The sequence below is a fragment of the Streptomyces sp. NPDC002669 genome (genome assembly GCF_042889165.1).
In the GTDB taxonomy this organism is placed as follows: domain Bacteria; phylum Actinomycetota; class Actinomycetes; order Streptomycetales; family Streptomycetaceae; genus Streptomyces.
Window position 1 is genome coordinate 1 of sequence record NZ_JBIAQQ010000017.1, and the last position, 22313, is coordinate 22313.

The window sequence follows — 22313 nt, forward strand, 5'->3', positions numbered from 1 at the left end:
CGTACCCGGCGACACGTTCGCCGCGGGCACCATCCGCTCCTGGGGCGACCGGGCGCTGGAGGCCCTCGACGAACACGCCCCCGACGCCGCCGCGTTCGCCGCCGTCCTCGGCATCCCGGACGAGCTCGCCGGCCCCGTTCACGACCGGGTGCGCGCCAAGCTGGAGCGCGAGCCGGTCGAGGACCTGCGCATCGACTTCGAGGACGGTTACGGCCCCCGTCCCGACGCCGAGGAGGACGCGGCCGCGGCCCGTGCCGCCCGGCTGGTCTCGGAGGCGTACGCGAACGGCACGGCGGCCCCGTACACGGGCATCCGGATGAAGTGCATGGAGGCCGCCGTGCGCGACCGGGGCATCCGCACCACGGACATCTTCCTCACCGGTCTCATGCGGGCGGGCGGCCTCCCCGACGGGCTGGTCCTCACCCTGCCCAAGGTGACGTACCCGGAGCAGGTCACCGCCTTCGTCCGGCTCCTGGAGGCGTTCGAGGAGGCCCACGGCCTGCCTGCCGGGCGGCTCGGCTTCGAGATCCAGATCGAGACCAGCCAGTCCATCCTCGCCGCCGACGGCACCGCCGCCGTCGCCCGCATGATCGACGCCGCCCGGGGCCGGGCCACCGGCCTGCACTACGGCACCTTCGACTACAGCGCCTGCGTCGGCGTCAGCGCCGCCTACCAGGCCAGCGACCACCCGGCCGCCGACCACGCCAAGGCCGTCATGCAGGTGGCCGCCGCGGGCACCGGCGTACGGGTCTCCGACGGCTCCACCAACGTCCTGCCGGTCGGCCCCACCGACCGGGTGCACGAGGCATGGCGGCTCCACTACGGACTCACCCGCCGGGCCCTGGCCCGCGCCTACTACCAGGGCTGGGACATGCACCCGGGCCACCTGCCGACCCGCTACGCGGCCGTGTACACCTTCTACCGCGAGGGTCTGGAGCAGGCCGCGGCCCGCCTCGCCGCGTACGTGGCCAAGGCCGGCGGGGACGTCATGGACGAACCCGCCACGGCCAAGGCGCTCAGCGGCTACCTCCTGCGCGGCATCGACTGCGGCGCCCTGGACACCGCCGAGGTGGCCCGCCTGACCGGGCTGACCCGTGCGGACCTGGACGCGTTCGCCTCGCCGCGGCGGGCCGGGCTCACGGTGACCGCGCCCTGACGGCCGGCCGCCGGGGCGCCGCGCGGCTCAGGCGGGCGGCAGCTCGCCCGAGCCGCGCGGGATGAGCGTGGTGGGCAGCTCCACGCGGGCCGGAGTGTGATCGGCGCCGTCCAGGCGGCGGAAGAGGTGCTCGGCGGCGGTGCGGCCCACGGCGGCGGCGTCCTGGGAGATGACGGTGATGCCGAGCAGATCGGCGAGTTCGATGTCGTCGAAGCCGACCAGGGCGATGCGGCGCTCCTGCTCCGCGAGGACGCGCACCGCCGTCACCGTCACCCGGTTGTTGCCCGCGAAGATCGCGGTGACGGGCTCGGGGCCGGAGAGCATCCCCTCGACGGCGGCCCGGACCCGGTCGGGCCCGGTGGAGCCGAGGGAGACCCAGGCGTCCTCGACCCGCGTACCGGCGTCCGCCATCGCCGCGTGGTAGCCGCGCAGCCGCTCGGTGGCCGTGTGGATGTGCGGCCGGTCGCCGATGAAGCCGATCCGCCGGTGGCCGTGCGCGATCAGGTGGGCGACGCCCTCGCGGGCACCGCCGAAGCTGTCGGAGAGGACCGTGTCGGCGTCGACCCGGCCCGCCGGGCGGTCCACGAAGACGGTGGCGACGCCCGCCTTGATCTCCGGCTCCAGGTAACGGTGGTCGTCACCGGCCGGGATCACGATCAGCCCGTCCACCCGGCGGGCGCACAGCGCGAGCACGAGCTCCTGCTCGCGCTCCGGGTCCTCGGCGCTCGACCCGTTGATGAGCAGGGCGCCGTGGGCCCGGGCCACCTCCTCGACCGCGCGGCTCAGCGGACCGTAGAACGGGTCGGCGAGGTCCTCCAGGACCAGGCCGATCGAGGCGGTGCGGCCCTTGCGCAGGACCCGCGCGCTGTCGTTGCGGCGGAAGCCGAGCGCCTCGATGGCCTCCTGGACCCGGCGCTCGGTGTCGGGGGTGACGCCCGGCTCGCTGTTGACCACGCGGGAGACCGTCTTGAGGCCCACCCCGGCGCGGGCGGCGACGTCCTTCATGGTCGGCCGGTTGCCGTAACGGGGCTCGGGGTGACGGGCGGTCTCGGCCACGATGCGCTGTCCTGTCCTCGGGGGCGGGCGGTCCGGCGGGGGTCCGCGGGCGTCGCCACGGGGACGGCCGGAGGCTGTGCCGTCGAGCATAGGCCCTGGACAACGTTGTCAACTGAATGGAGACTGGGCAGACCGATTCCTGACCCCCGGGGTCCTTTGTTCGGATCGGGCCGGACCGGCGCATGCGTGCCGAGCCTCGCGAGTCCGGCATGATCCGGAGGGGAAGCCCCAGGTCCCCGCCGCCTACTCACGGAGCCTCACCGATGCATACCGACCTCGTCGCCGCGCTGGACATCGGCGGTACCAAGATCGCCGCCGCGCTGGTGGACGGCGACGGCGGGCTGCTCGTGCGGGCGCAGCGGCCGACCCCCGCCCGGGAGGGCGCCGAGACGGTGATGGCGGCGGTGGAGGAGGTCGTCGCCGAGGTGTCCGCCGCCCCGTCGTGGGAACGGGTGAGGGCCGTCGGAATCGGCAGCGCGGGCCCGGTGGACGCGTCGGCCGGCACGGTCAGCCCCGTCAACGTCCCGGCCTGGCGCGACTTCCCGCTGGTGGAGCGGGTCGGCAAGGCGGCGGGCGGACTGCCCGTCGAACTGGTCGGCGACGGGGTCGCGATGACGGCCGCCGAGCACTGGCTGGGCGCCGCCCGGGGGTACGACAACGCGCTCTGCATGGTGGTGTCCACGGGGGTCGGCGGCGGGCTGGTCCTCGGCGGCAGGCTCCACCCCGGCCCCACGGGCAACGCCGGACACATCGGCCACCTCAGCGTGGACCTGGACGGCGACCCGTGCCCGTGCGGTTCGCGCGGCTGCGTCGAGCGCATCGCCAGCGGTCCGAACATCGCCCGCCGGGCGAGGGAGGCCGGCTGGCGGCCCGGCCCGGACGGCGACGACTCGGCCGCCGCGGTGGCCGCCGCGGCGCGCGCCGGGGACCCGGTCGCCCTCGCGTCGTTCGAGCGCGCCGCGCAGGCCCTGGCCGCCGGGATCGCGGCCACCGCCACGCTCGTCGAGATCGACATCGCGGTGGTCGGCGGGGGAGTGGCCGGCGCGGGCGACGTCCTCTTCGGCCCGCTGCGCCGCGCCCTGCGCCAGTACGCCACGCTCTCCTTCGTCCGGCAGCTCACGGTGGCCCCGGCGGTGATGGGTACCGACGCCGGGCTGGTGGGCGCCGCCGCGGCGGCGATGAGGGTGGGCGCCCGGGGGTGACGGGAGCCGTCCGGCGGGCGCGTGACCGGGCTGTGGCAGGGGCCGCCCACCCCCGCCGGAGCCGCTCGGGCCGGATCGGGGTCCACGCCTTCCTCATGGCGGTCTCCCTCGGCTTCCTCGCCCGGCGCCGGTCTTCGTCTCCGACGGCGACGAGCTCCCCGGCCCTGAACAACCTCGGGGGCCAGTTCTTCACGGACTGCAACCCGCGCGGCGCGGGCCCGGTGATCGTCGCCCTGCCCCCGGTCGTGGTCTTCCCGCTGCTCCAACGGCACTTCATCGCGGGATTCGCCCTCGGGCCCGGCAAGGGCTGAGCACCGTCCCGGACCCGAGGAAGGGGCGCCCCGCCCCGGGCGGCCGCTACTCGCAGCCGACCCCGTCCCCGTCCCGGTCGAGATGGCGGCCGTAGCCGGGCTGGCCCACGCGGATGGGGTCGGCGCCGGCCGCGCGCACGGCGCTGCAGTTGGCGTAGTACGTGCTGCTGCCGCCGCCCCCGCCCGACCCGGATCCGCCGGAGTTCCCCTCGTCCTCGGCCTCGGGCGGGACGGTCACCCGGACGGTCCGGGTCTTCGTGACGGTCGGCGCCGGCTCCGGGCTCGCGGTCACCGTCTCGGTGACGGTCGGCGCCGGGGTGGCCGTCACCGTGGCCGTGGCGGTCACCGTGGCGGACGGTGCGGCCTCGGCGTCCGCGGTCTTCTCCGTCCTGGCCGGATCGTCCGCGCCGCCGATGCCCATGCCGATGAAGAGCAGGAGGAGGGCGGCCGGGATCAGGATCCGCTTGCGCGCCCACTTCGGACGGGAGTCCGGCGAAGGGGGCGGCCCGTACGGGTTGTTGGCGGGCGGCAGGGGCGGCTGACCCCACGGCGGCTGCTGACTTCGAGACATATGTCCCCCCTGGTACGGCTCATGGAGGGATGAACGTAACTGCCCCGTCGAACGCCCAGGAGTCACATGTTCCGTTGGTGATTCAATTGTGATGAAAAGGTGGAAGGTCAGTGCCCGGGTGGTGGTCGCGGCATCCGTCGGCATGTGCGGCGCCGCCCGGTGACGGGCCTGCCGCACCCGGCCGGGCGGGGACGTTTCCCGCCCTCCTCTCCGCTTCGACTCCCTTTGTGCGCCCTGGTACCGGCCACGGGCCCGACCGGAGCCGTGCCGCGGGCGCGGGCGGCGGACGGTCGTCGGTTCCGTTCGGGCAACAAGCATCGCCACGGCCTGGTTTTCGCGGCAGGGTGTTGCGGGCAAGCCACAGGGGGCTACGGAAGAGGGGGAACCGTGATCATCTGGATCAACGGTGCGTTCGGCGCGGGCAAGACGAGCGCCGCGCGCGAACTGATCGATCTGATCCCGAACAGCACCTTCTACGACCCCGAACTGGTCGGCGCGGGGCTGCGCCATCTGCTGCCCCAGAAGAGGCTCGCCGAGGTGACGGACTTCCAGGACCTGCCGATCTGGCGGCGTCTGGTGGTGGACACCGCGGCGGCCCTGCTCGCCGAGGTGCCAGGGGTGCTGGTGGTACCGATGACACTGCTGCGCCAGGAGTATCGCGACGAGATCTTCGGCGGGCTCGCCTCCCGCCGCATCCCCGTGCGCCATGTCCTGCTCTCACCTGAGGAAACGATCCTGCGTCAACGGATCGCCGACCGGGTGGAATTCCCCGACGACCCGGAGCACAGCGAGCGGGTACGGCAGTGGGCCCACCAGCACATCGAGCCCTACCGGGCGGCGCTGCACTGGCTCGCCCAGGACGCCCACGTCATCGACACCGGCACGCTCACCCCGTCCGAGACGGCCGGGCTCATCGCCGAGGCGGTCAGCAGCGGGGCGGCGTCCCCGTGCGAGATCGTGCAGACGCCCGAGCCCACCGGGGAGACCGTGGCGGCCGGCGTCCTGCTCTTCGACGAACACGACCGGGTGCTGCTCGTCGACCCGACGTACAAGCCCGGCTGGGAGTTCCCCGGCGGGGTGGTCGAGTCCGGGGAGGCACCCGCCCAGGCCGGCATCCGCGAAGTGGCCGAGGAGATAGGCATCCACCTCGACCGGGTGCCGAAACTCCTCGTCGTCGACTGGGAGGCGCCCCACCCGCCCGGTTACGGGGGGCTGCGGCTGCTCTTCGACGGCGGACTGCTGACCGGCGCGGACGCCGGACGGCTGCTGCTGCCCGGCTCCGAACTGCGCGGCTGGCGGTTCGTCACCGAGGACGAGGCGGCCACCCTGCTGCCCCCGACCCGCTACGAACGGCTGCGCTGGGCCCTGCGCGCCCGGGAGCGGTCAACCGTGCTCAACCTGGAGGCCGGAGTCCCGGTCGGCTGAGGCGAGCATCGCGGCGGCGGCGCCGGTGGTGAGCGGATCGCCGTGGCCGAAGCAGACCGTGGCCGGCTCCAGCGCCGCCAGCCGCCGGAAGGAGGCCACGGCCTGCGCCCGGTCGATGTTGAACACACCCAGCATCACCCGGTCGACCCCGGCCACGCAGTCCCCGGTGAACAGCACGCCGTGGTGCGGCAGATGGATCCCGATGGAGCCCGGGGTGTGGCCCGGCGCGTGGACCACCCGGGCCCCCGGGCCGAAGCCGATCTCGTCGCCGTCGGCCAGCTCCCGGTCGACCCGGGTCGGCGGGGCGGGCGGAACGGTGCGCGCGTGCTCCCACAGCGGGCGTTCCCAGTCGAGCAGGACCGGGTCGGCGATCTTCTCCTCGTCCCGGATCACCGCCGCGTCCAGGCCGTGGGCGAGGATCTCGGCGCCGTACCGGTCGGCGAGCTCCTGCGCGGCGCCGTAGTGGTCGCAGTGCCCGTGGGTGATCACGATCCGCGAGATGCGGGCCGGGTCCAGGCCCAGGCCGCGCACCCCGCCCTCGATCGCGGCCGCCGCGTCGACGTCGCCCGCGTCGATCAGGGTGAGGTCGGTGCCGTCGCGCCACAGGTACGCCTGGCCGATGCGGAAGCGGAACATGTGCAGTTGGGGGAGTACTTCGACGATGTCCATGCCGCGAACGTACGTGGACGGCCCGCCCGGAGTCGCCGTTCTACGCTCTGGGCGAGCTTCGCCGAACGCGTAGCGGCGCCGCGGCCGCGCGAGCGCCCCGGGGCACGCGGGAGGAGACGCGGACCGGGGTCAGCGCCAGGGAACGTTCCGCCACGGACTGCCCTCGTCCGTCGCCAGGAGACGGTGGGCGGTGACGTTCTGCTCGTAGTACGTGCCGTACTGCTCGTCGTCGAAGCGCAGCACCCGGCCCAGTGTGTACGCGGCGGAGAAGTCCTCCCACGACGCGTAGGCGGACCTGCTCAGCGCCCCCGCGTGCACGATCGCCCGCTCGGCCTCGTGGGGGTGGCAGAACCGGGCGGACAGCCCCCAGCGGGCCAGGTTCACGGCCCGCCCGTAGTCGTAGCCGACCGTGGTGGTGACCGCCCCGTCCGGCGCCAGCAGTCCGTCGGCGCGAAACCGCGCCTCGTACCGGACGATGCGCCGCACCAGCTCCTCGACGTGCAGGACCGTGTCATGGCCCAGCCCGAGGTCCTGGACGTGCCCGGCGGCGGTCTCGCGCCACAGGTCGACGGGCGGCGGCCCGCCGAGAGAGGCCCGCAGCCGCTCCCGCACCCGGAGCGCGAAATCGGGCTCCGGCGGACTGTTCCGGCCGTCCAGCAGATGCTTCAACTGCTCCTGCCAGCCGGCGCGTTCGGTGATGCCCCACGCCTCGCGGAGCAGTTCGAGCTCATCGGCGTAACCGCGGTACACCGCACCGACCTCGTTCCACGGCACGCCGTTCCCGATCGCCAGATGCGCGCCGCAGGCCAGGCCGTGGGCGAGCGGCCCGTGCAGCGCGCCGTGCCGCAGCGCGATCAGCCGGCCCCCGGACGGCCGGTCGTTCTCCGCGTGGCACCGCAGCCACATCGCGCGGTGCTGCGCGGTGGTGGGAAGAAGGACCTGTGCCGGGCTGCCGGGGTTGACCACCAGCGACTGCCGCGGGTCGGACCAGCCGAACTCGGCGATCCACTTGAGGGAGACCCGGTGGAACACCCACTCGGGATGCCAGGGCGGCAGCATGCCGTGAGTGAGCACCTGGCGCCAGGAGCGTCCCGCCCCGTCGCGGTCGGAGCGCCAGACCACCATGTCGGGCTCCGCGTCGACCTCCGCCTTCGGCGCCAGGATGTAGAGGCGCGCATCGGCCAGTACCCGCAGCTGCGCCTCCACGTCGCCGCGCGCCCCGGCCTCGTGCAACAGGTGCTCGGTCACGGTGGGGGCGGCCCAGGGCGCCGGGTGCGGACGGGGGTTCATGACCACGGGATGTTCCGGTAGGGGCTCGTCGGGTCCCGGGTGAGGATGCGGTGCTGGGTCAGCGACTGCGCGTACTTCTCCTCGGCGTCGTCCTCGCCGTCGAACGCGATCATCCGGGTCAGGGCGTAGCCGAGGGAGAACTCCTCCCAGGAGCGGTACGTCCGGCGCGCCAGCTCACCGATCCGCACGACGGCCCGCTCGGCCTCCTGCGGGTCGCAGTAGCGCGCCCCCAGCCCCATCCGTACGACATTGACGGCACGGCCGTGGTCGAAGGCGGACAGGGTGTCGATCCGACCGCCGGGAGCGAGGACGCCGTCGGCGCGGAACCGCTCCTCGTACCGTGCCACGCGCCGGAGCGCCTGGTCCGCCTCCGCCAGGTCACCGGCCGGTGCGCCGCGCCGGCCCAGCGCCCCGGCGACGCCCTCGGACCACTCCTGGAGGCAGGGCGTGCGCCCCAGCCGGTCGGCCAGCGCGCGCCGGACCCGGAGCACCGACTCATGGGTGCGGCCGACGAGGCGGGCGGCCATCAGCGCGTCGAGGGTCTGCCGGTGGTCGGCGCGGCTCTCGATCTCCCACGGGTTGCGCAGCCATGCGCGATCCGTCGCGTAGTCCGCGTAGGCGGTGCCGAGCCGGTTCCAGACGAGGCCGTTGTGCACGGCGAGATGGGCGCCGACGGCCAGGCCGTGCGCGACCGGGCCGTGCAGCGGACCGCCGCCGTCCGTGAGCAGCAGACCCGCCGGCGGTCCGGCGGACCGCGCGTCGGCGGCCGCCCACGCCCTGCGGTTCCTCGGGCGGGCGTCGAGGGTGAACGCGCCCGGCGTCGCGAGGTTCACACCGAGCCGCCACCTGTTGTCCGGCCAGCGACCGGCGAGCTCCGTCAGCGTCGTCCGGCGGAACACCCACTCCGGATGCCAGGGCGGCAGCATGCCGGCCGTCAGCACCGGGACGCACGTCCGGCCGGTCACGGGGTCGTGCTGCGAGGGGAACGGGGCGATGTACCCCGGGGCGTCGGCGTGCAGCCGGGCGACCATCACATGGAGCCGGCAGCGGGAGAGCGTGTCGAGCACCGCTTCCGGATCCCCGCTCGCCCCGGACTCCCGCAGCAGTCGTTCGGTCTCCGTCGGCGGCGCCCAGCCGGTTTCCGTCCCCGTCGTCACGGGCCGATCCTACGGAACCGGGCCCGGGCCGACCCGTGGCGGGTCGGTCCGGGCCCGGACCGCCGGAACCCGGCGCGGTCGGTGACGCGGGATCAGGACTGCTTGGACTGCGCGTAGTTGAGCAGGAACAGGGCCTCGGCGAGGGACAGCCGCTCCAGCTCCTGGGGGGACACGCTCTCGTTCACCGCGTGGATCTGCGCCTCCGGCTCGCTCAGACCGATCAGCAGGATCTCCGCCTCCGGGTAGAGGGCGGCGAGGGTGTTGCAGAGCGGGATCGAGCCGCCCATCCCGGACGTCTGCATCTTCTCGCCGGGGTACGCCACCTCCATCGCCTGCGCCATGGACGTGTACGCGGGACTGGAGGTGTCCGCGCGGAACGGCTGGCCCTGGCCGACCTGTTCCACCGTGATCCTGGCCCCCCACGGGGTGTGGGCCCTGAGGTGCGCGGTCAGCAGCTCGGTCGCCTCGGCCGCGTCCTGGCCCGGCGGCACCCGCAGGCTGATCTGCGCGCGGGCGCTCGCCTGCACCGAGGGCGTCGCGCCGAGCACCGGCGGGCAGTCGATGCCGATGACGGTGACGGCGGGCCGGGCCCAGATGCGGTCGGCGACCGTGCCCGTGCCGATCAGCCCGACGCCGTCGAGGACCTTGGCGTCCTGGCGGAAGTCGGCCTCCGGGTACTGCAGCCCCTCCCACTCGGTGTCCGTGGCCAGCCCGTCCACGGTCGTGGTGCCGTCCTCGGCGCGCAGCGACGCCAGCAGCTGGATCATCGCGGCCAGGGCGTCCGGGGCGGCGCCGCCGAACTGCCCGGAGTGCAGGTTGCCTTCGAGGGTGTCGAGCGTGACCCGCAGCATCGTCATGCCGCGCAGCGTCGCGGTGACCGTCGGCAGGCCGACCCGGAAGTTGCCGGTGTCGCCGATGACGATGGTGTCGGCGGCCAGCAGCTCGGGGTGCGCCTCCGCGTACCGCTCCAGGCCGCCGGTGCCCTGCTCCTCGGAGCCCTCGGCGATCACCTTGACGGAGACCGGGACGCCGCCGTTCGCCTTGAGGGCGCGCAGGGCGAGCAGGTGCATGATGAAGCCGCCCTTGCAGTCGGCCGAGCCCCGGCCGTACCAGCGGCCGTCGCGCTCCGTCAGCTCGAACGGCGGGGAGAGCCAGGCGGACTCGTCGAGCGGCGGCTGCACGTCGTAGTGCGCGTAGAGCAGCACGGTCGGGGCGCCGGCCGGGCCGGGCAGGAAGCCGTAGACCGACCGTGTCCCGTCGGGGGTGTCGAGAAGGGCGACGTCCTGGAAGTCCTCGGCGCGCAGCGCGTCGGCGACCCAGTCGGCGGCCGCCTCGCACTCGCTCTTCGGGAACTGCGCGGGATCCGCCACCGACTGGAAGGCCACCAGCTCCGTCAGCTCCGCCTTGGCACGGGGCATCAGCGAGGCGATGGTCTCGGAAATCGGACGGGCGGTCATGGGCACGCTCCTCATGGGTGCGACGTTATGTGTACGAATCCGGCTACATGCATGCCGGGGGTGCGGCGGTGCGTGCAGGGCGAACGCACGGCCGATCCTCCCACAGGGGGGACCGGGACCGGCGCGCCGTAGGATGCCGTGAGCAGCATGGGCCACTGGTGGGATCGGGAGCAGAAGCACATCGTGAGCAGCGAGAACGCAGACGCCGTACATGAGCACGAAGAACCGGCCGTGTGGGACGTGGTCGTAGTCGGCGGCGGACCGGCCGGAGCCTCCGCTGCATACGCGGCGGCGGTGGCCGGCCGACGGGTGCTGCTCCTGGAGAAGGCGGAACTTCCCCGCTACAAGACCTGTGGCGGCGGCATCATCGGCTTTTCGCGCGATTCGCTGCCGCCGGGGTTCGAACTGCCGCTGCGGGACCGGATCCACGCGGTCACGTTCTCGCTCAACGGCAGGCTGGCGCGGACCCGCCGCTCCAAGCGGATGCTCTTCGGGCTCATCAACCGTCCCGAGTTCGACGCGGGCCTGGTCGAGGAGGCGCAGAAGGCGGGCGCCGAACTCCGCACCGGCGCGACGGTGACGAGGGTCGAGCAGCACGGCGCCTCGGTGCCGGACCGGCGCACGGTCGCCGTGGTGCTGTCCGGCGGCGAGACGATCCTGGCCCGCGCGGTCGTCGGTGCCGACGGCAGCGCGGGGCGGATAGGAGCCCATGTCGGGGTGAAGCTCGACCAGGTGGACCTCGGCCTGGAGGCGGAGATCCCGGTTCCGGCCACGGTCGCGGAGGACTGGGCGGGCCGGGTGCTGATCGACTGGGGCCCCATGCCCGGCAGTTACGGCTGGGTGTTCCCCAAGGGCGACGTCCTGACCGTCGGTGTGATCTCGGCACGGGGCGACGGCGCGGGGACCAAGCGGTACCTGGAGGACTTCATCGCCCGGCTCGGTCTGGCCGGCTTCGAGCCGAAGATCTCCTCCGGGCATCTGACGCGCTGCCGCAGCGAGGACTCCCCGCTGTCGCGCGGGCGGGTGCTGGTGTGCGGCGACGCGGCGGGGCTGCTGGAACCGTGGACCCGCGAGGGGATCTCCTTCGCGCTGCGGTCGGGACGGCTCGCCGGTGAGTGGGCGGTCCGGATCGCGGAGTCGCACGACGCGGTGGACGCCAGGCGCCAGGCGCTGAACTACGCCTTCGCCATCAAGGCCGGTCTGGGCGTCGAGATGGGTGTCGGCCGGCGCATGCTGAAGCTCTTCGAGCGCCGCCCGGGAGTGCTGCACGCGGTGCTGACGGGATTCCGCCCGGCCTGGAACGCGTTCGCCGGAGTCACCCGGGGGACGACCTCGCTCGGCGAACTGGTCCGTACGCATCCGCTGGCGCAGCGGGCCCTGTCGGCGATGGACCGCTAGCGGCGACGGGCCGCCGGGGTTTCGGCCCGATGCGTGCGGGGCGGGCCGGGGCCGAGCGGCCGGGAGTCCGGTCCACGAGGCGTCGGGTGGGCGGGGCGTGCGGGGCGGGCCGGACGGTCAGCCCCGCACGGTGAACCGGAAGACGGGGTGGTCCGGGCAGGCGGCCAGGATCTCGGCGTCCGTGGACTTCGCGGTGACGCCCCGGAAGTACTCGTTGACCTGCCAGCCCCACTGCTCCAGATAGGTCCGGACGATCATCGCCTTCTCCGCGTCGTCCGCGATCTCCACGGCGTCGAAGGCGCGGACCTTCCGCCCCACCCGCAGCTCGCCGCCGCCGGCGGCCCGCATGTTGCGCACCCACTGCGAGTGGCCCCGGGCGGAGACGAGGTACTGCCCGCCCTCGTGGGTGTGCGGGTTCACGGGGATGCGCTGCATCTGCCCGCTCTTGCGGCCGCGCACCGACAGTTCGGCCGAGCCCTGGAGGCTGATGCCGTGCCGGGCGAGCCAGCCGATGATGCTGTTCATCCGGACGTTGAAGGCGCTGCCCCGGAGGTAGTACGGCTGTGCCTGGGCGGGGGCCTGTGCCGGGTGCTGGGGCTGGACCCGGGTCTGAGCCGTCTGCTCCTGGGACATGGTGACTCCTTCACACTTTGAGAGCGGTGCTCTCGCTTGAGATCAGTGTGCACGAGAGTGGTGCTCGAAATCAAGAGCGGTGCTCTCATTGTTGGTCGGTGCTCTCTCTCGTGGCAGACTGGCGGGCATGAGCACAGTCCGAGGAGTCCGGGAACGGGCCCGTATCGAGATCACGGCAGCGATCAAGGACGAGGCGAAGAAGCAGCTCGCGGCCGAGGGCGCGGCGAAGCTCTCGTTGCGCGCCGTCGCGCGGGAGCTGGGCATGGCGTCCTCCGCCCTCTACCGCTACTTCCCCAGCCGCGACGAGCTGCTCACGGCCCTGATCGTCGACGCGTACGACGCCGTGGGCGAAACCGCCGAGGCCGCCCACCGCGCCGCCGTGGCCGAGGCCGCCCCGCACCTCGCGCGCTGGATCGCCGTGGCCCGCTCCGTACGCGACTGGGCCCTGGCCCACCCCCACGAGTACGCCCTGATCTACGGCTCGCCCGTGCCCGGCTACACCGCGCCCCAGACGACGGTCGGCCCCGCGGCACGCGTCGGCCGGATCCTGATCCGTGTGGTCGCGGACGCCTACCACTCGGACGGACTCGCCCTGCCTCCGCTCGCCGACGACCTGCGCGCGGAGGCCGGGCGGATGGCCGCCGAGATCGCCCCCGAGCTTCCCCCGGAGGCAGCGGCCCCGCTGATCGCCGCCTGGTCGCAGCTGTTCGGACTGGTCTCCTTCGAGGTCTTCGGCCAGTTCCACAAGGTCGTGGAGGCCCGCGAGACCTTCTTCCGGGAAGCCGTCACCGAACTGGCCCGCTCGGTCGGCCTGCTCGACAGCCGCCGGGGCCGGGATTCCTTCCGCCCCTGAGGAACCACCCGGCACGGCCGGAGGTGCGTGGTAGGAGGGGTGCATCGTCCGGGGACGCGCGGTGTCCAAAGCGGTCGTGGCGGTCGGGGCGCCGCGCCGGGCCCGTACGCCCGTACTCCACCGGGAGTACGGGCGACCACCACGCCCGGCTGACGTCCTTGCCGGGGCTCGCGGTCTAGCGTGACCGGCATGGAAGAGCAGCGCTCACGCAGAGGCGGCGGCCCCTTCCGGCCGCACGGCGAGCCGCCCCGGTGGCTGACGGACGAGCGGGGGGAGGCGGCCGGCCGCCTCCCCTGGGCCTCGACGATCCTGATCGGCGTCCTCGTCATGGTCGGATCGACCGTCGCGGCCCGCTGGCAGGTGGACGAGCGGGCGCCGCTCGACCCCTTCGCGCGGCTGCTGCTCCTCCTGGCCGTCGCCGTGCTCCTGCTGCGCCACCGCCACCCCGTGGCGGCCGTCTTCGGCGCTTCGGCCGCGGTGACGGTCTACCTGGCGGCCGGCTATCCGTACGGGCCGGTCTTCCTGGCCGTCGCCGTGGGCTGCTTCGGCGCCGTCGTCTCGGGGCACCGGAAGGCCGCCTGGGCGGCCGTCGGCATGGTGTGGCTGGGCCACGTCGTGACGGGCCACTGGCTCTACCGGTGGCTGCCGCCCTCCGACGACCACGCCGCGCCCTGGGGCCAGGAACTGGGCATCGCCGCCTGGGTGCTGGCCATCGTCGCCGCCGCCGAGTTCGTACGCGTACGGCGTGAGCAGTGGGCGGACCGGCGGGCGGAACGGGAGGCCGCGGAACGGCGGCGGGCGGACGAGGAACGGCTGCGGATCGCACGCGAACTGCACGACGTCCTGGCGCACAGCATCTCCGTCATCAACGTCCGGTCGAACGTCGGGCTCGCCCTGCTGGACTCCGATCCCGAGCAGGCCCGTGCCGCCCTGACCGCCATCAAGGCGGCCAGCAAGGAGGCGCTGGGCGAGGTCCGCCAGGTCCTCGACACCCTGCGCACCCCCGGGGACGCCCCCCGGGCCCCGGCTCCCGGACTCGACCGGCTCCCCGAACTCGTCGAACAGGCGGCGGCCGCCGGACTGACCGTCACCGTCGAGACCGACGGCGTGCGCCCGCCGGTACCGCCGGGCGCGGACCTCGCCGCCTTCCGGATCGTGCAGGAGGCGCTGACGAACGTGGTCCGGCACTCCGGATCGCGCACCGCGCGAGTCCGCGTCGGCTACCGGACCGATCGCATCCGGCTCCGCGTCGACGACGAGGGACCCGCCACCGGCAAGGACGCGGGCGGCAGCGGCAACGGCCTGGCCGGGATGCGGGAGCGGGCCGCGGCCCTGGGTGGCACGATCGAGGCGGGCCCCCGGGCCGACGGCGGCTTCCGGGTACGGGCCGAGCTCCCGCTCCCGTCCGGCCCGGGCGGCTCGTCCGGCCCGCCCGCCCCGTCCGACGCGACGGCGCACGAGGAGGAGACACCGTGATCCGCGTACTGCTCGCCGACGACCAGCTGCTGGTCCGGGCGGGCTTCCGGGCCCTGCTGGACGCCCAGCCCGACATCGAGGTGGTGGGGGAGGCCGCGGACGGCGAGGAGGCCGTGCGCCTGGTGCGCGAACTGCGCCCGGACATCGTGCTGATGGACATCCGGATGCCGCGTCTCGACGGCCTCGCCGCGACCCGCGCCCTCGCCGGGGACACCGCGTCGGCCGACGTCAAGGTGGTCATGCTCACCACCTTCGAGCTCGACGAGTACGTCTTCGAGGCGATCCGCTCCGGGGCCTCCGGCTTCCTCGTCAAGGACACCGAACCGGACGAACTGCTGCGCGCGGTACGCGCGGTGGTGGGCGGTGACGCGCTGCTCTCGCCCGGCGTCACCCGCCGTCTGATCGCCGAGTTCGCGGCCCGGTCCAAGGAGCCCGCGGTTGCAGCGGGACTGGACCGGCTCACCGAACGGGAGAGGGAGGTGATGGCGCTGGTCGGCATGGGGCTCTCCAACGAGGAGATCGCCCGGCGGCTGGTGGTCAGCCCGCTCACCGCCAAGACCCACGTCAGCCGCACCATGGTCAAGCTGGGCGCCCGCGACCGGGTGCAACTCGTCGTGCTCGCCTACGAGTCGGGGCTGGTGCGTCCGGGCTGGCTCGGCTGACGGGACCCGGCGAAGGGACCGGGCGCGCCCCGCCGGGGCGGTGGGCGCCGAGCCGACGCAGCCGCCCCGGCCCGCCGTCAGGACCAGGTGATCCCGGAGTTCTCGCGCCAGATCCGGGCGGGCTCCGGGTCGCCCGTCACGGTGACCGCCGTGAACGGCAGCCGGTTCCAGAGCGTCAGATACAGGTCCTCGGCCGGCGCGCTCACCTCGCAGTCCACCGGTTCCTCCGGGGAGGCTCCGTCCGTCCGCCCGGTCCGCGGCGGCTCCGCCGAGAGCCGGACGGTCCAGGCGGCACCGGTGTCCGTGGCCCGGACCCGCAGCGAGTACGGGGTGTCCGTGCGCACCCGGCTCTTCGGGCGGCTGTGCATTTTGAGCAGCAGCTCGTCGATGCCGTCCTCCGCGTGGGCGGCCCCGACCGGTGACGGCCGTCCGCCGAGGGCCGACTCCGCGTCCACCCGGTGGATGGTGGTCTCGTGCGCCTGCCGCCGGGCCCAGAAGGCCAGCGGCGACGGGGCGGGCAGGAAGGTCCAGCACTCCAGTTCGGCCGGTGCGGCCTCCAGGGCGTCGACCAGGAGGCCGTGGCCCTCGCGGAACCAGTCGAGGAGCTCCGCCCCGTCCAGGTCGGGTTCCCCGCCGTCGGGGTGGTACGAGGTGTGACCCTCGGCGACGAACGCGGTCGCCCAGCGGTGGACCATGCCGGTGTGCCGGAGCAGGTCGCGCACCCGCCAGTCGGGGCAGGTCGGCACCGGGGCCCCGGTGCCGGCCCGCTGCGCGGCGTCCGCCAGCAACTCTCCCTCGGCGGACAGCGATCGGATGTGATCCGTGATCTTCATGCCCCGATTGTGGCAGCGCTCCGGGACTCCCGGTGCGGCGCGACCGGCTCCTCCCGCGACGTGACCGGCCGTCCGTGCGCGGTCGCGTTGCGGGCCCCGTACCCCAGCGCCGCGGCCGCGAGGGCCAGCAGCGCCACCGTGGTCAGGGCGGCGGGCAGGGAGAACCAGTCGGTCAGGAAGCCGATCGCGGGCGGCCCGAGCAGCATCCCGCCGTAGCCGAGCGTCGAGGCGGCGGCCACTCCGCCGGGGCCGGCCAGTTCGCCCGCCCGGCCGACCGCGACCGGGAAGATGTTGGCCAGGCCGAGGCCGGTGACGGCGAAGCCGATCAGGGCGGCCCAGGCGGAGGGCGCGAGCGAGCCGAGCAGCATCCCGGCGGCGGCCGTCGTGCCGCCCACGACGAGGGTGCGGGTCTGGCCGAGCCGTTCGAGCATGGTGGTGCCGGTGAGCCGGCCCGCCGTCATGGCCAGTGCGAACAGGGAGTATCCGGCGGCGGCGACCCCGGGGTGGGCGTGGAGGTCCTGCTCCAGGTGGAGCGCGCCCCAGTCGGCCAGCGCGCCCTCCCCGTAGGCGGTGCAGAGCGCGATCACGCCGAACAGGACCACCAGGCGGCGGGTCCGGCCGTCCGGCCGTCGCGGTTTCCCGGCGCCGTCCGTCCCCGGCGCGGCGACGGGGGCCGGGTGACGCAGCAGCACCGGCCCCGCCGCGGCGGTGACCAGGAGCCCGGCCCCGGTGAGGGCGAGGAGGTGCGCGGCGGGGGAGAGGCCGCCCGCGACCAGTCCGCCGAGCCCGGCGCCGATCATCCCGCCCAGGCTGAACGCGGCGTGGAAACCGGGCATCACGGGGCGGCGCAGGGCGGCGACCAGATCGACCGCGGCGCTGTTCATCGCCACGTTCATCCCGCCGTACGCGGCACCGAAGACCAGCAGCACCAGGCCGAGCGCGAGCGCCGAATGCGTCTGTGCGGGCAGGGCGATGGCCAGGGAGAGCAGGACCCCGCAGACCACGGTCACCGGATGGCTGCCGAAGCGCCGGCACAGCCGGCCGGTGAACATCATGGTCACCACGGCCCCCGCGGACACACCGAGCAGGGCGAGGCCGAGGGTGGTGGCCGAGGCGCCGGTCTGATGCTTGATGGCCGGGATACGGACCACCCAGCCGGCGAAGAGGAATCCGTCGAGGGCGAAGAACACGGTGAGGGCGAGACGGAGACGGGCCGACGGGGCTGCGGCGGTGTTTCCGCCCGGTCCCCCCGACAGTGCCGTCCGCAGTTTGTTTAGTAGCGGCACAAACTCAGCATAGGGGCGCCGGGACAGTGGGTGCAAGACGGATGCGCACGGGGGAACGCAAGCGGCGCGACCGCGCCACCGGGGCGTCGGAGGCACCTTCGGACCATGGGAGACTCGCCCCCATGAACGGCAAGGTGTCCACCACCCGGACAAAGCTGGAGAGGGGCCGCAGCGCGCTCGGGCCCGCGCTGGAACTGATCCACACCGGACGCGCGCCCACCCGCGCGGTCCTCACCTCCGAGCTGGGGGTGACCCGGGCGACGGCCGGTGCGGTCGCCGCGGAACTGGAGGCGCTCGGCCTGATCAGGGTCGATTCCCGGCCAGGTTCCGCCGCCGGGTCGCAGGGCCGGCCCTCGCACCGGCTGGCCGTCCGGGAGTCCGGCCCCGTCGCCATCGCCGCCCAGGTGCACGCCGACGGGTTCCGGGCCGCCCTCGTCGGTCTCGGCGGCCGGCTGGTGGCCACCGCCCCCGGCTGCGTCATGGTCACGGCCGACCCGGCACAGGTCATCGGCGAAGTGGTCGACGCCTGCGCCCGGTTGCTGCGGGAGAGCGGACTGCGCTGCGTCGGCGCCGGTCTCGCGGTCCCCTCGGCGGTCGCCGAACCGGAGGGCAACGCGCTCAACCCGCTGCACATCGCCTGGCCGGCCGGCGCCCCGGTGAGCGAGATCTTCGCCGCCCGCGTGCGCGAGGCGGGCATCACCGGGCCCGCGTTCACCGGGAACGACGTCAACCTCGCCGCGCTCGCCGAACACCGGCACGGCGCCGGCCGGGGCGCCCGGCACCTGCTCTGCGTGGCCACCGGCCACCGCGGCGTGGGCGGGGCCCTGGTGCTCGACGGCCGCCTGCACACCGGGAGTTCGGGACTCGCGCTGGAGGTGGGCCATCTCACGGTGAACCCCGAGGGGCGTCCCTGCCACTGCGGCGGCCGCGGCTGCCTGGACGTCGAGACCGACCCGCTGGCCTTCCTCGTCGCCGCCCGCCGCGAACCCGGCCCGGAGGAGTCCCTGCTCAAGCAGGCCGGCGACCTGCTGCGCACGGAGTACGAGGACGCAGCGGTACGGAGCGCCGCCGAGGAACTCACCGACCGGCTCGGCCTCGGACTCGCCGGACTGGTCAACATCCTCAACCCCGACCGCATCATCCTCGGCGGACTGCACCGCGCCCTGCTCGACGCCGACCCGGAGCGGCTGCGCGCGGTGGTGGCCGACCGCAGCCTGTGGGGACGCAGCGGCAGCGTGCCGATCCTGCCCTGCACGCTGGACCACAACAGCCTGGTGGGCGCGGCGGAACTGGCCTGGCAGCCGGTGCTGGACGACCCGCTGGCCGCGCTCGCCTGAGACCCGGGGCCCGGACCCCGCGCGGGGGAGGGGCGGCCGGAGCGGGGCCGGGAGCAGCGGAGGGGGCGTCACGTACTCCCGAGGGGGTACGCACACGGCCGCCGGCCGCACGACGACCCGGGCCCCCTGCCGGGGCCAGTCTCGGAGGTGTCGGGAAAACCTCGACACGAACCCCCGAACGAGGGAGCTGACCGAGATGAACACCCTGGCGCACGGCGGTGGACCCGGGCCCTGGATCCTCCTCTTCCCGCTTTTCTGGGCGACCGTCGTCATCGGCGGCCTCACCCTGCTGCGCAGGACCGTCCGGCGCGGCGGCCGGGCCCCCTGGCAGGCCCGTACCCCGGGAGGGACGCCCGCCGAACCGTCGCCGATCACCCTGCTCGGCCGCCGCTTCGCGGCCGGGGAGATCGACGAGGACGAGTACTGGCGCCGGCTCTCCGTCCTGGACGAGCAGTTCGGCCGCGGCGTCAAGGGAGCGGGGGCATGACCTCGGCCCCGGCCGCATCGCCCGCCGGGGCCGCGCCGGATGCCTTCGCGGCCCGGCCCGGCCGGCGCCGGAGACCCCCTCGGCCGTGCCCCCGGCGCGCCGCCCACGGGCGGCACGCCGGGGGCATGCCACAGGGACTTTCGTCCGGATCGGGCCCGGCATGATCCGGACGAGAGGTTCTAGCCGACCACCGCCGACCGCGCGACGGAGGGCAGCCCGAGCCCCGGCTCCGTGACGAGGTCCGGCTCGAACGGGCCGTCGGTGGTGGCCCCGTACACCGAATGCGGTGCCGGTGCGACGCACCGGGGTGGGGCCGGAAGGGTGAACCAGACAACCTTGCCGGCCCCGCCCCTCGGGCGGACTCCCCAGCTCTCGCTGACCGCGGCGATCAGTGCGAGCCCGCGCCCCGACGTGCTGGACGTGCTCGCCTCGCGCACGGTGGGCATCCGTGGGTCGTGGTCGTGGACGGACACCGTCAGCCGTTCGAGCAGCAGCTCGATCTCGACGGTGCATGACTTGTCCGGCTGGGCATGCCGGTGAACATTGGTCAGCAGTTCGGTGACGCCGAGCGCGGCCTGGTCGATCAAGGGATCGAGATGCCAGTAGCGCAACTGCGCCGAGATGATTCTGCGGACCTGACCGATCCGCGACGGCAGGGCCTGGAGCTCCACCGTGCAGTGCCTGCTTGGCTCGCTGATCACGGCTGCGACTCCCCGAAATAGGTCCGGAAGAAGACGGAGTGACGGACGAGGCAGCCGACTGGCTGCCGAATCCGGTCCGGCGGCGCTTACCACAGTGTCACCGCCGGTGAACCATGAGTGATGCGTGTCCAATGTCACCCAGGGGTCGCGGCTCCGCAACTCGCGGTGTTCCGGTGGCGCCGCCGGATCAGGTCGTCCGCCCGCCCGCGCTGCGCAGCGTCTCCAGGAAACGGCGGGCCGGTCCCGTCCGGTCCGGGCCGTGATCGCGCTGCCCCATCGTCAGCCGGTACCGCGTCCCGTTGAGCCGGGCCACGGCCGCCCCGGCCCCGGCGAACCACGGCCTGCCCGCGCTCACCGCCCCCAGCGGCGCGCTGTCGATCTCCCGTCCGTTACTGGTCAGCAGGGCCAGCCTGCCGTCCTTGACGATCACCTGCCCGGCCCGCGTGAGCGAGCGGGCCCAGCGTTCGATCCGTACCCCCGTGGCACTGAACTCCGTTTCCGGCATGACGGCTTCGCCCCCTTCGTGATGCTTCTGATGGGAAGTCTGCACAAGCGGGGGCCGACGCGCCAGGCCGCGTCGGCGCCCGTTCGGCCCCGCGGGGCCAAGGCAGCCCTATGGGGCCTCAAAGTAAACGTTTGTGCAGGTGGGGGGAATATCGTGGGGCCGGGAAGTCCGGTCGTACGAGGAGGAGCGCGCTGATGGACATCGCTGGACACAGGGGCGACGGGCGTGTCGCGACGACCGTCGACGTCGACCGTTCCGACGCCGACTACCGGGCCTGGCTCAAGGAGGCCGTCCGCAAGGTCCAGGCCGACGCCAACCGTTCCGCCGACACCCACCTGCTGCGCTTCCCGCTGCCCGAGGCGTGGGGCATCGACCTCTACCTGAAGGACGAGTCGACGCACCCCACCGGCAGCCTCAAGCACCGGCTGGCCCGCTCGCTCTTCCTCTACGGGCTCTGCAACGGCTGGATCCGGCCGGGCAAGCCGGTGATCGAGGCGTCCAGCGGTTCGACGGCCGTGTCGGAGGCGTACTTCGCCAAACTGATCGGCGTCCCGTTCATCGCCGTGATGCCCCGCACCACGAGCCCCGAGAAGTGCCGGCTGATCGAATTCCACGGCGGCCGCTGCCACTTCGTGGACGACTCGCGGAAGATGTACGAGGAGTCCGCCGCGCTCGCCGAGGAGACCGGCGGGCACTACATGGACCAGTTCACCTACGCCGAGCGGGCCACCGACTGGCGCGGCAACAACAACATCGCCGAGTCGATCTACCAGCAACTGGAGCTGGAACGCTACCCGGAGCCGACCTGGATCGTCGCCACGGCGGGCACCGGCGGTACCTCGGCGACCATCGCCCGCTACGTGCACTACATGCAGTTCGACACCCGGATCTGTGTGCCCGACCCGGAGAACTCCTGTTTCTTCGACGGCTGGACCCGGCACGACCCGCTGGCCACCAGCGACTGCGGCTCCCGGATCGAGGGCATCGGCAGGCCCCGGATGGAACCGAGCTTCGTGCCCGGCGCCATCGACCGGATGATGAAGGTGCCGGACGCGGCCAGCGTCGCGGCCGTGCGCGCCCTGGAGAAGGCCATCGGCCGCAAGGCGGGCGGCTCCACCGGGACCGGGCTGTGGAGCGCGTTCAAACTGGTCGCCGAAATGGTCGCGCAGGGCAGCACGGGCAGCGTCGTCACGCTGATCTGCGACCCCGGCGACCGCTACCTCGACAAGTACTACTCCGACAGCTGGCTCGCCGACCAGGGCCTGGACATCGCCCCGTACACGGCGACCATCGAGTCCTTCCTCGCCGACGGGAAGTGGCCCTGCTAGGGGGTGTCCCGCCAGTCCCGCCGGGGAGTTCAGGACGCCCGGCCGGCCAGCCGCCCGTCGAGGTTGCGCACCGCGCTCCGAAAGGCCCGGCCCAGCCCCGGCCGGCCCAGCCGCAGGGCGAGCCGGAAGGGCGCGGAACCGTCGGCGGCGAACGTCCATCGCACCCGGGTCCCCGTCCCGGCCGGGGTGAGCCGCCACTCCTCCAACAGGGCGCGCACCCCTGGGGCGTTGGCCTCGTCGACCCGGTAGGCGTACCGCTCGCCGGGCTCCGCCGCCACGATCGTCTCGCGGAGCGCCCCGCCCCCCTTGAGCCGGATCTCGCGGCCCGCGCCGTCGTCGGTCGGCCGGGCCGCCGTCACCGCCGTGAACCACTCGGACCAGCCCGGCACGTCGTCGGCGAGGGCGCGGTAGACGGCGTCGGCCGGTGCGGACACCTCGGCGGCGAAGACCAGCCGCAGCGGGGCGGAGTCGATGAAGTCGAGCCCCACGGAACGGAGTCGGCGTGGCATGGAACGCACCT

Annotated in this window: 22 protein-coding genes and 1 pseudogene; 11 read left to right on the forward strand and 12 right to left on the reverse strand. The window is 74.0% G+C overall.

The window, feature by feature from the left end; all coding sequences use genetic code 11:
- Positions 1-1156, forward strand: a 1156-nt coding sequence (locus ACFYW1_RS23870) for a DUF6986 family protein (RefSeq protein WP_388996645.1), incomplete at its 5' end; no start/stop codon positions are given.
- 27 nt (positions 1157-1183) lie between these two features.
- Here the strand turns inward: ACFYW1_RS23870 and ACFYW1_RS23875 are convergent.
- Positions 1184-2212 (reverse strand): LacI family DNA-binding transcriptional regulator, encoded by a 1029-nt coding sequence (locus ACFYW1_RS23875; RefSeq protein WP_388996648.1) that lies wholly within the window; start codon positions 2210-2212, stop codon positions 1184-1186.
- Positions 2213-2475: 263 nt separating this feature from the next.
- Between ACFYW1_RS23875 and ACFYW1_RS23880 the strand changes: the two genes are divergently transcribed.
- A complete protein-coding gene (locus tag ACFYW1_RS23880; RefSeq protein ID WP_388996651.1) occupies positions 2476-3414 on the forward strand; it encodes an ROK family protein in 939 nt (312 codons plus the stop codon).
- Positions 3415-3538: 124 nt separating this feature from the next.
- Positions 3539-3725, forward strand: a pseudogene (locus ACFYW1_RS23885) (carbohydrate ABC transporter permease); the annotation flags it as partial.
- 46 nt (positions 3726-3771) lie between these two features.
- On the opposite strand, the gene ACFYW1_RS23890 reads toward ACFYW1_RS23885, so the two are convergent.
- Entirely contained in the window at positions 3772-4296 is a 525-nt protein-coding gene (locus ACFYW1_RS23890) for an excalibur calcium-binding domain-containing protein (protein WP_388996654.1), read from the reverse strand.
- A 387-nt stretch (positions 4297-4683) separates the two neighbouring features.
- Here ACFYW1_RS23890 and ACFYW1_RS23895 point away from each other — a divergent pair, with 387 nt between their 5' ends.
- Complete coding sequence (locus tag ACFYW1_RS23895; protein WP_388996657.1) at positions 4684-5721, forward strand: NUDIX domain-containing protein; 1038 nt, start codon at positions 4684-4686, stop codon at positions 5719-5721.
- On the opposite strand, the gene ACFYW1_RS23900 is transcribed toward ACFYW1_RS23895, so the two are convergent.
- From ACFYW1_RS23900 to ACFYW1_RS23915, 4 genes are all read right to left on the reverse strand, one after another.
- Entirely contained in the window at positions 5680-6390 is a 711-nt protein-coding gene (locus tag ACFYW1_RS23900) for an MBL fold metallo-hydrolase (RefSeq protein WP_388996660.1), read from the reverse strand. The genes ACFYW1_RS23895 and ACFYW1_RS23900 overlap by 42 nt on opposite strands.
- A 129-nt stretch (positions 6391-6519) precedes the next feature.
- Positions 6520-7680, reverse strand: a complete 1161-nt coding sequence (locus tag ACFYW1_RS23905; RefSeq protein WP_388996663.1) for a DUF1266 domain-containing protein — start codon at positions 7678-7680, stop codon at positions 6520-6522.
- On the reverse strand, positions 7677-8837 hold the full coding sequence (locus ACFYW1_RS23910) for a DUF1266 domain-containing protein (RefSeq protein WP_388996666.1): 1161 nt from the start codon (positions 8835-8837) through the stop codon (positions 7677-7679). Before ACFYW1_RS23910 ends, ACFYW1_RS23905 begins: the two co-directional genes overlap by 4 nt.
- A gap of 92 nt (positions 8838-8929) precedes the next feature.
- A complete protein-coding gene (locus ACFYW1_RS23915; protein ID WP_388996669.1) occupies positions 8930-10294 on the reverse strand; it encodes a dipeptidase in 1365 nt (454 codons plus the stop codon).
- Positions 10295-10477: 183 nt separating this feature from the next.
- Between ACFYW1_RS23915 and ACFYW1_RS23920 the strand changes: the two genes are divergently transcribed.
- Positions 10478-11692, forward strand: coding sequence for a geranylgeranyl reductase family protein (locus ACFYW1_RS23920; RefSeq protein WP_187438762.1), 1215 nt, complete (start codon positions 10478-10480; stop codon positions 11690-11692).
- Positions 11693-11809: 117 nt separating this feature from the next.
- Here ACFYW1_RS23920 and ACFYW1_RS23925 read toward each other — a convergent pair whose 3' ends face one another.
- On the reverse strand, positions 11810-12217 hold the full coding sequence (locus tag ACFYW1_RS23925; protein WP_388997085.1) for a nitroreductase family deazaflavin-dependent oxidoreductase: 408 nt from the start codon (positions 12215-12217) through the stop codon (positions 11810-11812).
- 235 nt (positions 12218-12452) lie between these two features.
- Between ACFYW1_RS23925 and ACFYW1_RS23930 the strand changes: the two genes are divergently transcribed.
- The 3 genes from ACFYW1_RS23930 to ACFYW1_RS23940 all read left to right on the forward strand — a co-directional run bounded on the left by ACFYW1_RS23930 (position 12453) and on the right by ACFYW1_RS23940 (position 15316).
- Positions 12453-13178, forward strand: a complete 726-nt coding sequence (locus ACFYW1_RS23930; RefSeq protein ID WP_388996673.1) for a TetR/AcrR family transcriptional regulator — start codon at positions 12453-12455, stop codon at positions 13176-13178.
- Positions 13179-13367: 189 nt separating this feature from the next.
- On the forward strand, positions 13368-14654 hold the full coding sequence (locus tag ACFYW1_RS23935) for a sensor histidine kinase (RefSeq protein ID WP_388996676.1): 1287 nt from the start codon (positions 13368-13370) through the stop codon (positions 14652-14654).
- Positions 14651-15316: a response regulator gene (locus ACFYW1_RS23940; RefSeq protein ID WP_388996679.1), complete on the forward strand. Its 666-nt coding sequence runs from the start codon at positions 14651-14653 to the stop codon at positions 15314-15316. The genes ACFYW1_RS23935 and ACFYW1_RS23940 overlap by 4 nt, the downstream gene beginning before the upstream one ends.
- A gap of 77 nt (positions 15317-15393) precedes the next feature.
- On the opposite strand, the gene ACFYW1_RS23945 is transcribed toward ACFYW1_RS23940, so the two are convergent.
- Together ACFYW1_RS23945 and ACFYW1_RS23950 are read right to left on the reverse strand one after the other, a co-directional pair.
- Complete coding sequence (locus tag ACFYW1_RS23945; RefSeq protein WP_388996682.1) at positions 15394-16149, reverse strand: maleylpyruvate isomerase family mycothiol-dependent enzyme; 756 nt, start codon at positions 16147-16149, stop codon at positions 15394-15396.
- Entirely contained in the window at positions 16146-17435 is a 1290-nt protein-coding gene (locus tag ACFYW1_RS23950) for an MFS transporter (protein ID WP_388996686.1), read from the reverse strand. Before ACFYW1_RS23950 ends, ACFYW1_RS23945 begins: the two co-directional genes overlap by 4 nt.
- A 122-nt stretch (positions 17436-17557) precedes the next feature.
- On the opposite strand from ACFYW1_RS23950, the gene ACFYW1_RS23955 reads away from it, so the two are divergent.
- Complete coding sequence (locus ACFYW1_RS23955) at positions 17558-18772, forward strand: ROK family protein (RefSeq protein WP_388996689.1); 1215 nt, start codon at positions 17558-17560, stop codon at positions 18770-18772.
- A gap of 196 nt (positions 18773-18968) precedes the next feature.
- Positions 18969-19259, forward strand: coding sequence for an SHOCT domain-containing protein (locus ACFYW1_RS23960; RefSeq protein ID WP_388996692.1), 291 nt, complete (start codon positions 18969-18971; stop codon positions 19257-19259).
- Positions 19260-19438: 179 nt separating this feature from the next.
- On the opposite strand, the gene ACFYW1_RS23965 is transcribed toward ACFYW1_RS23960, so the two are convergent.
- Complete coding sequence (locus ACFYW1_RS23965; RefSeq protein ID WP_388996696.1) at positions 19439-19960, reverse strand: ATP-binding protein; 522 nt, start codon at positions 19958-19960, stop codon at positions 19439-19441.
- Positions 19961-20147: 187 nt separating this feature from the next.
- On the reverse strand, positions 20148-20465 hold the full coding sequence (locus ACFYW1_RS23970; protein ID WP_388996699.1) for a hypothetical protein: 318 nt from the start codon (positions 20463-20465) through the stop codon (positions 20148-20150).
- 194 nt (positions 20466-20659) lie between these two features.
- Between ACFYW1_RS23970 and ACFYW1_RS23975 the strand changes: the two genes are divergently transcribed.
- Complete coding sequence (locus ACFYW1_RS23975) at positions 20660-21793, forward strand: PLP-dependent cysteine synthase family protein (RefSeq protein ID WP_388996702.1); 1134 nt, start codon at positions 20660-20662, stop codon at positions 21791-21793.
- 29 nt (positions 21794-21822) lie between these two features.
- Here ACFYW1_RS23975 and ACFYW1_RS23980 read toward each other — a convergent pair whose 3' ends face one another.
- Positions 21823-22302 (reverse strand): SRPBCC family protein, encoded by a 480-nt coding sequence (locus ACFYW1_RS23980; protein ID WP_388996705.1) that lies wholly within the window; start codon positions 22300-22302, stop codon positions 21823-21825.
- Between the last annotated feature and the right edge of the window lie 11 nt (positions 22303-22313).

What these genes read in the sequence shown, in the direction of transcription:
- ACFYW1_RS23925 (WP_388997085.1), bottom strand. Translation starts at nt 12,217, where the DNA reads ATGAACAGCATCATCGGCTGGCTCGCCCGGCACGGCATCAGCCTCCAG.
- ACFYW1_RS23945 (WP_388996682.1), bottom strand. Translation starts at nt 16,149, where the DNA reads ATGAAGATCACGGATCACATCCGATCGCTGTCCGCCGAGGGAGAGTTG.
- ACFYW1_RS23900 (WP_388996660.1), bottom strand. Translation starts at nt 6,390, where the DNA reads ATGGACATCGTCGAAGTACTCCCCCAACTGCACATGTTCCGCTTCCGC.
- ACFYW1_RS23975 (WP_388996702.1), top strand. Translation starts at nt 20,660, where the DNA reads ATGGACATCGCTGGACACAGGGGCGACGGGCGTGTCGCGACGACCGTC.
- ACFYW1_RS23935 (WP_388996676.1), top strand. Translation starts at nt 13,368, where the DNA reads ATGGAAGAGCAGCGCTCACGCAGAGGCGGCGGCCCCTTCCGGCCGCAC.
- ACFYW1_RS23980 (WP_388996705.1), bottom strand. Translation starts at nt 22,302, where the DNA reads ATGCCACGCCGACTCCGTTCCGTGGGGCTCGACTTCATCGACTCCGCC.
- ACFYW1_RS23890 (WP_388996654.1), bottom strand. Translation starts at nt 4,296, where the DNA reads ATGTCTCGAAGTCAGCAGCCGCCGTGGGGTCAGCCGCCCCTGCCGCCC.
- ACFYW1_RS23955 (WP_388996689.1), top strand. Translation starts at nt 17,558, where the DNA reads ATGAACGGCAAGGTGTCCACCACCCGGACAAAGCTGGAGAGGGGCCGC.
- ACFYW1_RS23905 (WP_388996663.1), bottom strand. Translation starts at nt 7,680, where the DNA reads ATGAACCCCCGTCCGCACCCGGCGCCCTGGGCCGCCCCCACCGTGACC.
- ACFYW1_RS23880 (WP_388996651.1), top strand. Translation starts at nt 2,476, where the DNA reads ATGCATACCGACCTCGTCGCCGCGCTGGACATCGGCGGTACCAAGATC.
- ACFYW1_RS23915 (WP_388996669.1), bottom strand. Translation starts at nt 10,294, where the DNA reads ATGACCGCCCGTCCGATTTCCGAGACCATCGCCTCGCTGATGCCCCGT.
- ACFYW1_RS23930 (WP_388996673.1), top strand. Translation starts at nt 12,453, where the DNA reads ATGAGCACAGTCCGAGGAGTCCGGGAACGGGCCCGTATCGAGATCACG.
- ACFYW1_RS23970 (WP_388996699.1), bottom strand. Translation starts at nt 20,465, where the DNA reads ATGCCGGAAACGGAGTTCAGTGCCACGGGGGTACGGATCGAACGCTGG.
- ACFYW1_RS23960 (WP_388996692.1), top strand. Translation starts at nt 18,969, where the DNA reads ATGAACACCCTGGCGCACGGCGGTGGACCCGGGCCCTGGATCCTCCTC.